Source organism: Brevundimonas sp. Br13 (genome assembly GCF_055391505.1).
This window is the reverse complement of the sequence record NZ_AP044008.1, coordinates 657,104-669,781: the sequence shown is the minus strand read 5'-3', so window position 1 is coordinate 669,781 and position 12,678 is coordinate 657,104. Positions and strand designations below refer to the sequence as shown.

The window sequence follows — 12,678 nt, the reverse complement described above, 5'->3', positions numbered from 1 at the left end:
TTCACCCCATCCACAAGGTCGCGGGCTGCTCCAGCAGGCCCTTGATCCGCTGCACGAACACCGCTGCATCATGCCCGTCGACGATCCGGTGATCGAACGACGACGACAGGTTCATCATCTTGCGCACCACCATCTGGCCGTCCTTGACCACGACCCGTTCGGCGATCTTGTTCGGGCCGACGATGGCGACCTCGGGGTGGTTGATGATCGGGGTGTGGACCACCCCGCCCAGGGTTCCCAGCGAGGTGATGGTGATGGTCGAACCCGACAGTTCCTCGCGCTTGGCCGAACCGTCCTTGGCCGCGCTGGAGACGCGGGCGATCTCCAGCGCCGTATCCCAGGCGTCGCGCGCCTCGGCGTGGCGGACCACCGGCACCATCAGGCCGTTCGGCGTCTGGGCGGCGATGCCCAGATGGACCGGGGCGTGCTGGATCAGGACGCCCGCCTCGTCGTCATAGGTGGCGTTGATCTGGGGCTGGTCGCGCAGGGCGACCACGATGGCGCGGGCGATGAAGGGCAGGACGTTCAGCTTGGGCTGATCCTTGGCCTTGGTCGCGTTCAGATGGGCCCGCAACTCCTCCAGCGCCGTCATGTCGATTTCCTCGACATAGGTGATGTGGGGAATGCGGCGCACGCTCTCGGCCATCTTCTCCGCGATCTTGCGGCGCAGGCCGATGATCCTGACCTCGGTGGTTCCCTCGGCCTTGGTGAAGGTCGTGCCGCCTGAGGCGGGCGCCGTCGTCGGAACTGATCCGCCGCGGGCGATGAAGCCGTCCAGATCCTCGTGGGTGATCCGTCCGGCCGGGCCGGAGCCGGGCACGAAGGTCAGGTCCACGCCCAGATCCCGCGCGCGGTTGCGCACGGCGGGCGAGGCCAGGGGGCGTTCGCCGGGGGCCCGGCCGGTCAGGGCGGGGGCCGGTTTGCCCCCCTCCCCCGCTGCGCGGGTGCTCCCCCCAGGGGGGGGAGATTTTGGTGGGGCTGCCGGCGTCGATCCTCCCCCCTTGGGGGAAGCAGCGCCGGAGGCGACGGAGGGGGCCTGAACGGGGCTCTTGGCGACATTGCCGGCCCCGGCCACATCGAAGGCCACCAGCGGCCCGCCGACCGGCACGGCCTTGCCCGCCTCGCCGTACAGGGCGACGACCGTTCCGGCGACCGGCGAGGTGATCTCGACCGTGGCCTTGTCGGTCATGACGTCGGCCAGGATCTGGTCTTCCTCGACCGCATCCCCGACCTGGACATGCCAGCCGACCAGCTCGGCCTCGGCCGTGCCTTCGCCGACGTCGGGCAGTTTGAAGACATAGTTGCCGGTGGAGGCCTGGGGGGCGTCAAGAGCCCCTCCACCACGCTTCGCGCGGTCCCCCTCCCCACTGGCGTGGGGAGGAGACGATGCCGCTACTGTCTCCTCCCCGCGCGAAGCGGGGGGAGGTGGCTCGGAGCGCAGCGGAGAGACGGAGGGGCTCTCTTCCGCATTCCCCGCTCCCTCGACCTCGAACTCGACCAAGGGCCCGCGCACCGGCACCATGGCGCCGGGTTCGCCGTGCAGGGCAACGACCTTGCCGCTGACCGGGGCGGTGATCTCGACGGTGGCCTTGTCGGTCATGACATCGGCGACGATCTGGTCCTCAGCGACCGTGTCCCCGACCTTGACGTGCCAGCCGACCAGTTCGGCCTCGGCGGTGCCTTCGCCCACGTCGGGCAGTTTGAAGACGAAACGACCCATCTTAACGACCTCCCGACATGACGCTCTTCACGGCGTCTGAAACCCGTTGCGGTCCGGGGAAATATTCCCATTCGAAAGCATGGGGATAGGGCGTGTCCCAGCCGGTGACGCGGGCGATGGGCGCCTCCAGGTGATAGAAGCAGCGCTCCTGAACCAGGGCCGACAGTTCGCCGCCGAAGCCCGAGGTCTTGGGCGCCTCGTGCACGATGACGCATCGGCCGGTCTTTTTCACGCTGGCCTCGATGGCCTCGATGTCCAGCGGCACGAGCGAGCGCAGGTCGATCACCTCGGCGTCCACGCCGGCGTGTTCGGCTCCCGCCAGCGCCACCCAGACCATTGTGCCATAGGCCAGGATGGTGACGTCGTTTCCTTCGCGCATCACGCGCGCCTTGCCGATCGGCTCGACATATTTGCCCGTCGGAACCTGCGCCAATTCTTGCGCCTTCCACGGCGAGACCGGCTTCTCGTGCCAGCCGTCGAACGGGCCGTTGTACAGACGTTTCGGCTCGAAGAAGACGACCGGGTCGTCATCCTCGACGGCGGCGATCAACAGGCCCTTGGCGTCATAGGGGTTGGACGGAATGACGACCTTCAGCCCCGCGATATGGGTGAACAGGCTTTCCGGCGACTGGCTGTGGGTCTGACCGCCGAAGATGCCGCCGCCGTAGGGGCTGCGAATCGTAATCGGGCTGGTGAACTGACCGCCCGAGCGATAGCGCATCTTGGCCGCTTCGGAGACGATCTGGTCATAGGCCGGATAGATGTAGTCGGCGAACTGGATCTCGACGACCGGGCGCAGGCCATAGGCGCCCATGCCGATGGCGGCGGCGACGATGCCGCATTCGCTGATCGGGGCGTCGAAGCTGCGGGTCAGGCCGTGCTTCTGCTGCAGCTTGTCGGTGACGCGGAAGACCCCGCCGAAATAGCCGGCGTCCTCGCCGAACGACAGGACGTTCGGATCCTCGGCCATCTTGACGTCCAGGGCCGAGTTCAGGGCCTGGATCATGTTCATCGGAACGACGCCGGCGCCGGTCGCTTCCGAAGCGGGAGCGGCGTTCTGATCGACCATGTCCGGTTCGACTCCGTCAGTACGATCCGCTTCGATAAAGGTGGTTTGCTCGCTCATGATCAGACCCCCACCTCGCGACGCTGTTCGACCAGGCGCCAGTCCTCGGTCGCATAGACCTCCTCGAACATGGTCTTCACGCTGGGACGCGACTGGCCCAGGGTGCCGATGGCCTCGGACTCCTTGCCGGCGGCGCGAACCTGTTCGACCGCCTCCTTGAGCGCCGCCATGTGGCGCTCGTCATCCCATTCGCCGATCAGCGTCAGATGCTGGCGCAGCCGCTCGATCGGATCGCCCAGCGGCCATTTCTCGTGCTCGTCGCCGGGGCGATAGCGGCTGGGGTCGTCCGAGGTCGAATGCGGGGCGCCGCGATAGGTGAACAGTTCGATCACCGTCGCGCCCTGGTTCGAGCGGGCGCGCTCCTCGGCCCACTGGGTCGCGGCCCACACCGCAAGAAAGTCGTTGCCGTCCACCCGCAGGGCCGGCAGGCCGTAGCCGATGGCCTTGGAGGCGAAGGTGGTCTCCAGCCCGCCGGCGATGCCCTGGAAGGAGCTGATGGCCCACTGGTTGTTGACGATGTTCAGGATGACCGGGGCGCGATAGACGCTGGCGAAGGTCAGGGCGTTGTGGAAGTCGCCCTCGGCCGTGGCGCCGTCGCCGATCCAGCTGATGGCGATCTTGTCGTCGCCCTTGTAGGCGCTGGCCATGGCCCAGCCGACCGCCTGGGGGACCTGGGTGCCCAGATTGCCGCTGATGGTGAAGAAGCCGTAGTCCTTGGCCGAATACATGATCGGCAGCTGGCGGCCTTTGATCGGGTCCGCCGCATTGGAATAGATCTGGTTCATCATCGCCGTCAGCGGATAGCCGCGCGCGATCAGCAGCCCCTGCTGGCGATAGGTGGGAAAGCCCATGTCCTCGCGGCTCAGGATCATGCCTTGGGCGACTGCGATGGCCTCCTCGCCGGTGCACTTCATATAGAAGCTGGTCTTGCCCTGACGGTGGGCGCGGTGCATCCGGTCGTCGAAGGCGCGGGTCAGGATCATGGCCTTCAAGCCGCGACGAAGTGTCTCGGGGTCCAGGCGCGGATGCCACGGCCCGACGGCGTTTCCATCCTCGTCCAGCACCCGGATCAGTCGAAAGGCGTGATCGCGCATCTCATAGGGCGCCGTCGAAACCTCCGGCCGATCCACGGCTCCGGCGGGGTCCATCGTCAGATGGCTGAAATCCGGCGTGTCTCCCGGCCGACCCGAGGGTTCAGGCACGCGCAAAGAAAGGGGGCGACTGTTCTTTTGGCTCATTTTGTCGTTCATGCGGGCGTCCGGTTCCGTTCGGAGGATGCGTCCGTGTTTCCTCTGGACGTGTGATAACACGGCCCCTAAGCAGGCGCTCGCTCAAATTGACCTTGCAAAATCCCTATTTAGGGTATTTTATTGCGCCATAACCACAATCGGAGAAACGCATTGGCGGACGAACTCGACCCCATCGACGCCCGGATCCTGGATATCCTGCAACAAGACGCCGGACTGTCGGTCGCCGAAGTGGCGGATCGGGTCGGCTTGTCGGCCTCGCCCTGCTGGCGGCGCATCAAACGGCTGGAAGATTCCGGCCTGATCACCAAGCGCGTCACCCTGCTGAACGCCAAGCTGCTGGGCCTGGATTTCGAGGTCTACGCCATCGTCAAACTGATGCTGCCCTCGGCCGAGAACCTCGACATCTTCGAGGCGGCGGTCGCCAAATGGCCGGAAGTGGTCCAGTGCGCCACCATCACGGGCCGCGAGGACTATGTGCTGCGAATCATCACCTCCGACATGCACGCCTTCGACAAGTTCCTGCGCGAAAAGCTGCTGGCCCTGGGCATCGTCTCAGACTGCGAGAGCCATATCGTCACCCGCGGCGTGAAGAATGTGACCGCCCTGCCTCTTGGCATAGTGACCCCTCACGTCGGATAAGACCGTTCGGCGGCGTCTTCCGCCGAGGGGATGCCGAACATGATCGAACTGGTGATCGACGCGCGCCGTAAGGACCTGGGCGGGTTCGAGGTCGGCCGCGTCCTGCCCTTCCATTCGCGCCGGATGGTCGGGCCCTTCATCTTTCTGGATCAGATGGGTCCGGCCGAGTTCGCGCCGGGGTCGGACGCCATCGACGTGCGGCCGCATCCGCACATCGGCCTGTCGACCCTCACCTATCTGTTCGAGGGCGAGATCCTGCACCACGACAATCTCGGCTATAACCAGCCCATCCGCCCCGGCGAGGTGAACTGGATGACGGCCGGCAAGGGCATCGTCCATTCCGAGCGCACCGATCCACTGAAGAAGAGCCGCGGCGGGCCGATGCACGGCATGCAGGCCTGGGTCGCCCTGCCCGACGAGGCCGAGGAAATCGACCCCTCCTTTCATCATCTGGGCGAGGACGCCCAGCCTTCCTATGAGAACGGCGGCCTGTTCGCGCGTCTGGTGGCCGGAGAAGCCTATGGCGCCAAGGCGAGCGCGCCGGTGTCCTCGCCCCTCTTCTATGTGCACTGGGAGCTTCAGCCCGGCGTCCGCACCGCTCCGCCTCCGGGAAAGGGCGCCGGCGGCATGAGCGAGCGCGCCCTATTCGTGGCCAAGGGCTCGATCGAGGTCGGCGACCGCACCTTCCACGAAGGCCAGATGATCGTGCTGGAGCCGACGGCCGAGCCGACGGTCAAGGCCCTGACCCAGGCCAGCGTCATGGTCCTGGGGGGTGAGCCGGTGGGCGAACGCCTGATCTGGTGGAATTTCGTCGCCTCCAGCCAGGCCCGCATCGACCAGGCCAAGGCTGACTGGAAGGCCGGTCGGATGAAACTCCCGAGCGAGGACGATCTGGAGTTCATCCCCCTCCCGGAGGAGCCGGTCCAAGCCCAGGCCGCCCCGGCCCCGGTCGAACCCAAGCCGACGGATCCGGTCTGAGGGCGTACCAGCATTCTCCCTCCCCGTTCCGGGGAGGGAGAAACGGATGACTTGTCCTCCCCCATTTGCCCCCGCCCCCGCAACCCGCTAACGCGTCGCGCATGAACTTCGCATTCGACGCCCAGGTCACCGCCGCCCTGTTCGACAACACCGGCGCCGTCTTCGCTCTCGGCGACGGCTCGGTACGGTTCGAGGACGGCGCGACGGCCCAGGCCCATGACGGCGCCGTCCTGTGCGCCGTGGTCCATCCGTCCGGCGAGGGCGTCGTCACTGGCGGCGACGACGGCAAGGTCGTCTGGAGCCGTCGCGGCGCCGAGCCCGCCGTTCTCGCGGAGGCCAAGAACCAGTGGATCGACGCCGTCGACGCCGCGCCCGCCTCCGGCCTGATCGCCTTCTCCTGGGGGCGCACCCTTTCGGTCATCGACACCGCCGACACCGGCTTCCGGCGGGATTTCCAGCACGAGCGCACCGTCTCGGGTGTGGCTTTCGAGCCCAAGGGGCGGCGCATCGCCGCCTCGACCTACGGCGGCGCGGCCCTCTGGTACGCCCGGATCGAGAAGCAGCAGCCGACCAGGCTGAGCTGGGCCGGGTCGCACACCGGCGTCGCCTTTTCGCCGGACGGCGCCTTCGTCGTCACCACCATGCAGGACAATCAGATGCACGGCTGGCGGCTGAAAGACGCCAAGAACCTGCGGATGGGCGGCTATCCGTCCAAGGTCCGCTCGCTGGCCTTCCTGGCGAACGGCCAGCTCCTGGCGACGTCCGGGGCGCAGGGCGCCGTGCTTTGGCCCTTCATCGGCTCCAACGGCCCGATGGGACGCGAGGCGACCGAGATCGGCTATGACGAGGCCAGCCTGGTCAATCGGGTCTCGGCCCGCGTGAACCACGGCCTGCTGGCCGCCGGCCTGACCGACGGCCGGGTCTGGGTCGCCCATCCGGCCGCCCAGGGCCTGAACTTCGTCAAGGCCGACAAGGGTCCGGTGATCGTCGCCCTCTGCCTCAGCCCGGCGGCCGATGCGGTCGCCTGGGCCGACGAGGACGGAGCGGCCGGGGTGGCGCTCCTCTGATGGCGGGGGGGCGTCGTTCATCCTGGCTCCGGGCCGCCGCCGTCGCTGCGGCGATCCTGGCCGCCGTGCCGGTCTGCGGCGTCCTCTTCGTCGCCGTCTTCCCGCCCCTGCCCACCGTATTGATGCTGCGCCAGGCCGTGCGCGGCGAGGGGCTGGACTACCAGTGGCGCGGCCTGAAGCAGATCTCGCCCCATCTGGTCGACGCCGCCATCGCCGCCGAGGACGCCCGCTTCTGCAGCCACCACGGCTTCGACATGGAGGCCATCCAGAAGGCGCTGGACCACAACGCCGAGGGCGGGCGCATCCGCGGCGGCTCCACCATCACCCAGCAGACGGCCAAGAACGTCTTCCTGTGGCCCGGCCGCGACTGGGTCCGCAAAGGCTTCGAGGCCGGATACACCGTCCTGATCGAGGCCGTCTGGTCCAAGCGCCGGATCATGGAGGTCTATCTGAACGTCGTCGAATGGGCGCCGGGCGTCTACGGCGCACAGGCCGCGGCCCAGCACTGGTTCGGCAAGGACGCCGCAGACCTGAGCCGGCGCGAGGCCGCCCGCCTCGCCGCCATCCTGCCGGCGCCGCGCCGCTATCAGGCCGCAGCCCCCGGCCCCTACGTCCGTCGCCGCGCCGCCCGCATCCAGGCCGCCATGGGTACGGTGCGCAACGACGGCCTGGACAGCTGCGTCCGACTCAAACAGGCCGAAGGCCGGTAGCCCAGAGACAGCTCAAGTAGGCCGAAGGCCGGTAGCCCGCAAGAAAGCCCGCTGAACCGCTCCGCTTGACGCGGCGCCGCCCCTGACCTCTCCTGCGCCCGCTGTTCAGGAGATCCATCATGAAGCGTCAGATGACGACCGCCGCTGCGGTCTGCGCCCTCGCCTTCGCCGCCGGCTGCGCCGCCGCCCCGACCCCGGACAAGGCTCTGCCGCTTCAGGCCGAAGCCGGCGCCCAGACCTTCACTCCCGCCCCGGTCACCGCCACCGGCCTGAGGGCCGACTACCCCACGACCGCCGAAGGCGCGACCCAGTTCGTCGCCGACGCCGAGGCCAAGATGCTGACCTTCGGCGAATACGCCGCCCGGGTGCAGTGGGCCCGCGCCACCAACATCACCTTCGACACCATGTGGCTGGAATCCAAGGTCAACGCCGAGGCGACCGAGCTCCAGGTCCAGTTCGCCAACCAGGCGGCCAAGTTCAACGACGTCGCAGTCGATCCGGTGGTCCGCCGCAAGCTGAACCTGCTGCGGCTCGGCATCGTCCTGCCCGCCCCGAACCGCCCCGGCGCCGCCGAGGAGCTGTCGCAGATCGCCACCCGTCTGGATTCGACCTATTCGACCGGCAAGTTCGACTTCAAGGGACGGCAGATTACCCTGGACGAGGCCTCGCTGATCCTGGCCGACAGCCGCGACCCGAACGAAACCAAGGCCCTTTACGAAGGCTGGCGCACCATCTCGCCGGTGATGAAGAACGACTACCCCCGCATGGTCGAGATCGCCAACGAGGGGGCGCGCGAACTGGGCTTTTCCGACACCGGCGCCCTGTGGCGCTCGGGCTACGACATGCCCGCCGACGACTTCGCCGAGGAGACCGATCGGCTCTGGGCCCAGGTCAAGCCCTTCTACGAGAACCTTCACTGCTATGTCCGCGCCCGGCTGAACGCCAAATACGGCGACGCCGTTCAACCCGACCACGGCCCGATCCGCGCTGATCTGCTGGGCAATATGTGGTCGCAGCAATGGGGCAATATCTATGATGTCGTGGCCCCGACCAGCGGCGGCGCCTCCAGCTACGACCTGACCGAATTGCTCAAATCCGCCGACTACGACCCGGTGAAAATGGTCAGGACGGGCGAAGGCTTCTACGTTTCGCTGGGCCTCGATCCTCTGCCCCAGACCTTCTGGGAACGCAGCCAGATCGTGCGCCCCCGCGACCGTGAGGTCGTCTGCCACGCCTCGGCCTGGGACCTCGACAACGCCGACGACATCCGCATCAAGATGTGCACCAACGTCAACGGCGACGACTTCTACACCGTCCACCACGAGCTGGGTCACAACTACTACCAGCGGGCCTACAAGAACCAGCCGATGCTGTTCCGCAACGGGGCGAACGACGGCTTCCATGAGGCGATCGGCGACTTCGTCGGCCTGTCGGCCCTGACCCCCACCTATCTGAACCAGATCGGTCTGTTGAAGACGACGCCGGGGGCGGAAGAGGACATTCCCTTCCTGCTGAAGATGGCGCTGGACAAGATCGCCTTCCTACCCTTCGGCCTGATGGTGGACCGCTGGCGCTGGGGCGTCTTCTCCGGCGAGACCACGCCGGACCAGTACAACGCCGCCTGGACGGCGGACATGCTGAAGTATCAGGGCCTGGTTCCGCCCGGCCCGCGTCCGGCCAACGCCTTTGACCCCGGCGCCAAATACCATGTGCCGGGCAACACCCCCTACACCCGCTATTTCCTGGCCCACATCTACCAGTTCCAGTTCCAGCGCGCGGCCTGCAAGCAGGCGGGGTGGACCGGCCCGCTGCACCGCTGCTCGGTTTACGGGAACAAGGACGTCGGCGCCCGTTTCAACGCCATGCTGGAAATGGGCCAGTCCAAGCCCTGGCCCGAGGCGCTCGAGGCTTTCACCGGCGAGACGCGGAACGACGCCTCGGCGGTCGCCGACTATTTCGCCCCTTTGAATCAATGGCTGACGGTCCAAAACCGCGGCCATGACTGCGGTTGGTCGCAGGCCTGAAGACGGTCCTTAGGCCGGGTCTGTTAACCGCGATCCGTCAGCCTTCCTTTAACCGCATGAGGCCATTGTGGCCTCATGCGGGCGGCGCGCGCCTGTAAGGAAGCGACGACATTGGCGCCACAACCGATCCATAAGGTCCTCAGCGGCCTTCGGGCCCTGGCCTTCCGGCTGGGCGGCGACCGGCGCGGCAATGTAGCGATCATCTTCGCTCTCAGCCTGCCCGTCATCGTCATGCTGGCCCTGGGCGGCGTCGACATTCACCGCATAACCACGGCCAAGGCCCAGTTTCAGGACGCCCTGGACGCCGCCGCCCTGGCCGCCGCGCGGTCTCCCTATACGACGCCGGAAGAGCTGAAGAGCATCACCCTGGTCAATCTTCGCGCCAATCTGAAGGGGATTGAGCTCGAGCCGGTTCAGGACGGCGACGTTCAGGTCGCCATGAACGACAAGAGCGTCGTCATCGCCACCGCTCAGGGGCGGGTAAAGACCCTGGTCGCCAACATCGTGCTTCCGCCCTACGGCCAACTGCTGGACGACACCCTGCCCGTCTCGGTGCGATCCGAGGTCAACCGCTCCTCGCGCGATGTGGAGGTGGCCCTGGTCCTGGACATCACCGGCTCGATGAACGACTGCGCCGCCAGTTGCTCCAGCGGCCGCAAGATCGACAATCTGAAGTCGGCGGCCAAGGAGCTGATCGACATCGTCGTCCAAGACAACCAGTCGCCCTTCTATTCCAAGGTGGCCCTGGCTCCCTATTCCATGGGCGTCAATGTAGGCGACACCTATGCTGATAGGGCGCGCGGAGCGCTCGCCTCCAGCACCCAGTCCATCACCGCAGCGACCTGGCTGACGGGCTCGGTCAAGACGATCACCAGCATCACCCGCGCCTACACCCCGGTGGTCACCGCTTCGAAGCACGGGTTCAAAAACGGCGACATCGTGACGATCTGGAGCGCGGAGACGATGGGGGGCCTGAACGGCGTAGCTCTTACAGTTGGCAACGCCACGACAAACACCTTCAGCCTCGTCGATAGGGACACCCGCTACTATTCCGCCTTCTCAGGCCGGGCCTATGTCGCCAAATGCGCCCGGGCGGACTGCAACATCGTCATTACCATGGCCCGCCACGGCCTGTCGCCCGATGGGGACGCCGCTGTCCTGAGCGGCATGGGCGGCCTCAGCCAGTTGAATGACATCGGTTTCCGCGTCGCCGGCGTCAGCGCGACCACGGCGACCTTGGCGCTCGACGCCTCTCAAGCCCAATTGGCGAACGCCCCCATGGGCGGAGCCGCCTATACGTCGGGCGGCCAGCTGGTCTGCGGCGTGGACGGCTGTTCGAACCGAGATTTCGTCAATGCGGCAGGAACCTGGACGCGCTTTCCCGGAACGACCTGCGTGTCGGAAAGAGCCGGGGCGCAGGCCTATACGGATGCGGCCCCGTCCACCTCGTCCTGGGTTGGACGAAGCTACGCCGGAACCGGCAACGCCTGCCCGGCCTCCCGAATCGTCCCCCTGACCAACGTCAAGAAGACCCTGACCGACGCCATCAACGGAATGTCGGCGGTCGGATCGACGGCGGGCCATATCGGTTTGGCTTGGGGCTGGTATCTGGTTTCGCCGACCTTCGGCCTGTGGTCAGGCGCAGGCGCGCCCGCCGCCTATGACTCCACCAAGACCTTGAAGGCCGTCGTGCTGATGACCGACGGGGAGTTCAACACCCCCTATTTCCGGGGCGTGATCGCCGGAGACGCAGGGGTCGGCAGCGGCGGGGCGGACACCCATATCAACCAGCCCGCCACCAACGGCTCTTCCTTCGACCAAGCCTATCGGCTCTGTCAAAACATGAAGGCCGTCGGCGTCATCGTCTATACGGTCGGCTTCGATATCGGCGCGGCACAGAATATGACCGGTCCGATCGATTCCGCCGGCGAGCTGATGGCGCGGTGCGCCACCAACCCCGACCGGGCTTTCCAGGCGTCCAGCTCCACCGACCTTTCCGACGCCTTCCGAGACATCGGACGGGACATCACCCGACTGCGCATCTCCCGCTAGGGACGACTCGCCTCAGAGCAGGCGGATTTCGCGCAGACGTTCGGTCAGATAGTCCTCTGCCAGAATGGTCTTGCCGGCATAGCGATCGGGATTGTCCGGCGTGATCGTGCTCGGCAGCGTCTCAATCGGGAAGTCCGGGTTGAAATGCAGGAAGAAGGGCGTCGAATAGCGGGCGAAGCCTCGACGTTCGGGCGCGGGATTGACCACCCGGTGCGTCGTCGACGGCAAAACGTGGTTCGTCAGACGCTGCAGCATGTCGCCGATATTGATCACTAGGGCGCCGGGCGGCGGCGCGATGTCCAGCCAGCTTCCGTCCTTCTCCTTCAGCTGAAGTCCGGCCTCCTCGGCCCCCAGCAGCAGGGTGATGACGTTGATGTCCTCGTGGGCGCCGGCCCGAACCCCCGGCGCATCGGCGGGAACCGGCGGATAGTGCAACATGCGAAGCACGCTGTTGCCCATCTCGACCTTGTCGTCGAAATAGTCGTCGCTCAGTTTCAGGAAACGCGCGATGGCCCGGAGAATCCGCCGCCCCAGCGCGTCAAGATCCTCGTACATGCCGTAAAGGTGGTCCCGGAAACCGAGCACTTCCACGGGCCAGAGGTTGTCGCGCATGAAGCGGCGGTACGGATGGTCCTGCGGCAGTTCGCGACCAACGTGCCAGAATTCCTTCAGATCCACGGCGGTCGCCCCCTTGGCCGCCTCGACCCCGAACGGGGTCAGGCCCCGCGCCCCGCCGGTTCCCGGCTGGTGGTACTGGCGTTTGGTGGCTTCCGGCAGGGCGAAGAAGGTCTTGGCGGCGTCGATCGCGGCGGCGATACGCGCCTCGTCCAGACCATGGTCGGCCACAACCCCAAAGCCGAACCGGGTGAAGGAGGCGCCCAGCTCATCGCTGAACGCCTGAAAATCCTTGTCATACAAGGTCATGGAAACAGGGGTGATGGTTGAGGCGGCGGTTGGGGCCGAGATCGCGCTCACGGGCGTCGTCCTTGTTCAGACAATGTGCGGCGGTTCCTTACCCCCATTCCGCGCCCCTGTCAGGTTCAAGCCGTCGGTCCCGCAAGAACCGCTCGCCCGTTCACCTAAGGTACAGCTTGGAACCTAGACAGTAGGGG

10 protein-coding genes are annotated in these 12,678 nt (G+C 66.6%); 6 read left to right on the top strand and 4 right to left on the bottom strand.

Going from position 1 to position 12,678, the window contains the following annotated elements; translation table 11 throughout:
- Position 1 precedes the first annotated feature (1 nt).
- From ACZ5M6_RS03240 to ACZ5M6_RS03230, 3 genes are read right to left on the bottom strand one after another with little or no spacing between them, the layout of a single operon-like run.
- Complete coding sequence (locus ACZ5M6_RS03240; RefSeq protein ID WP_464159666.1) at positions 2-1,720, bottom strand: 2-oxo acid dehydrogenase subunit E2; 1,719 nt, start codon at positions 1,718-1,720, stop codon at positions 2-4.
- Between the two features lies 1 nt (position 1,721).
- Complete coding sequence (locus ACZ5M6_RS03235) at positions 1,722-2,846, bottom strand: alpha-ketoacid dehydrogenase subunit beta (protein ID WP_194166996.1); 1,125 nt, start codon at positions 2,844-2,846, stop codon at positions 1,722-1,724.
- A 2-nt stretch (positions 2,847-2,848) separates the two neighbouring features.
- Positions 2,849-4,096 carry a 3-methyl-2-oxobutanoate dehydrogenase (2-methylpropanoyl-transferring) subunit alpha gene (locus ACZ5M6_RS03230; RefSeq protein WP_152949285.1) on the bottom strand — a complete coding sequence of 416 codons (1,248 nt, stop codon included), beginning with the start codon at positions 4,094-4,096 and terminating at the stop codon, positions 2,849-2,851.
- Between the two features lie 150 nt (positions 4,097-4,246).
- On the opposite strand from ACZ5M6_RS03230, the gene ACZ5M6_RS03225 reads away from it, so the two are divergent.
- The 6 genes from ACZ5M6_RS03225 (at position 4,247) to ACZ5M6_RS03200 (ending at position 11,566) form a co-directional block, all read left to right on the top strand.
- Positions 4,247-4,735 carry an Lrp/AsnC family transcriptional regulator gene (locus tag ACZ5M6_RS03225; RefSeq protein ID WP_054764449.1) on the top strand — a complete coding sequence of 163 codons (489 nt, stop codon included), beginning with the start codon at positions 4,247-4,249 and terminating at the stop codon, positions 4,733-4,735.
- Positions 4,736-4,774: 39 nt separating this feature from the next.
- A complete protein-coding gene (locus tag ACZ5M6_RS03220; protein ID WP_464159665.1) occupies positions 4,775-5,713 on the top strand; it encodes a pirin family protein in 939 nt (312 codons plus the stop codon).
- Positions 5,714-5,814: 101 nt separating this feature from the next.
- On the top strand, positions 5,815-6,780 hold the full coding sequence (locus tag ACZ5M6_RS03215; protein ID WP_464159664.1) for a WD40 repeat domain-containing protein: 966 nt from the start codon (positions 5,815-5,817) through the stop codon (positions 6,778-6,780).
- Positions 6,780-7,490 (top strand): monofunctional biosynthetic peptidoglycan transglycosylase, encoded by a 711-nt coding sequence (gene mtgA / locus ACZ5M6_RS03210; protein WP_464159663.1) that lies wholly within the window; start codon positions 6,780-6,782, stop codon positions 7,488-7,490. Before ACZ5M6_RS03215 ends, mtgA begins: the two co-directional genes overlap by 1 nt.
- 119 nt (positions 7,491-7,609) lie before the next feature.
- Entirely contained in the window at positions 7,610-9,514 is a 1,905-nt protein-coding gene (locus ACZ5M6_RS03205; protein WP_464159662.1) for a M2 family metallopeptidase, read from the top strand.
- Between the two features lie 111 nt (positions 9,515-9,625).
- Positions 9,626-11,566, top strand: a complete 1,941-nt coding sequence (locus ACZ5M6_RS03200; RefSeq protein WP_444573151.1) for a TadE/TadG family type IV pilus assembly protein — start codon at positions 9,626-9,628, stop codon at positions 11,564-11,566.
- Positions 11,567-11,578: 12 nt separating this feature from the next.
- On the opposite strand, the gene ACZ5M6_RS03195 is transcribed toward ACZ5M6_RS03200, so the two are convergent.
- Positions 11,579-12,490: an isopenicillin N synthase family dioxygenase gene (locus tag ACZ5M6_RS03195; protein WP_464160093.1), complete on the bottom strand. Its 912-nt coding sequence runs from the start codon at positions 12,488-12,490 to the stop codon at positions 11,579-11,581.
- Positions 12,491-12,678 lie beyond the last annotated feature (188 nt).

What these genes read in the sequence shown, in the direction of transcription:
- ACZ5M6_RS03240 (WP_464159666.1), bottom strand. Translation starts at nt 1,720, where the DNA reads ATGGGTCGTTTCGTCTTCAAACTGCCCGACGTGGGCGAAGGCACCGCC.
- ACZ5M6_RS03235 (WP_194166996.1), bottom strand. Translation starts at nt 2,846, where the DNA reads ATGAGCGAGCAAACCACCTTTATCGAAGCGGATCGTACTGACGGAGTC.
- ACZ5M6_RS03230 (WP_152949285.1), bottom strand. Translation starts at nt 4,096, where the DNA reads ATGAACGACAAAATGAGCCAAAAGAACAGTCGCCCCCTTTCTTTGCGC.
- ACZ5M6_RS03220 (WP_464159665.1), top strand. Translation starts at nt 4,775, where the DNA reads ATGATCGAACTGGTGATCGACGCGCGCCGTAAGGACCTGGGCGGGTTC.
- ACZ5M6_RS03215 (WP_464159664.1), top strand. Translation starts at nt 5,815, where the DNA reads ATGAACTTCGCATTCGACGCCCAGGTCACCGCCGCCCTGTTCGACAAC.
- mtgA (WP_464159663.1), top strand. Translation starts at nt 6,780, where the DNA reads ATGGCGGGGGGGCGTCGTTCATCCTGGCTCCGGGCCGCCGCCGTCGCT.
- ACZ5M6_RS03205 (WP_464159662.1), top strand. Translation starts at nt 7,610, where the DNA reads ATGAAGCGTCAGATGACGACCGCCGCTGCGGTCTGCGCCCTCGCCTTC.
- ACZ5M6_RS03195 (WP_464160093.1), bottom strand. Translation starts at nt 12,490, where the DNA reads ATGACCTTGTATGACAAGGATTTTCAGGCGTTCAGCGATGAGCTGGGC.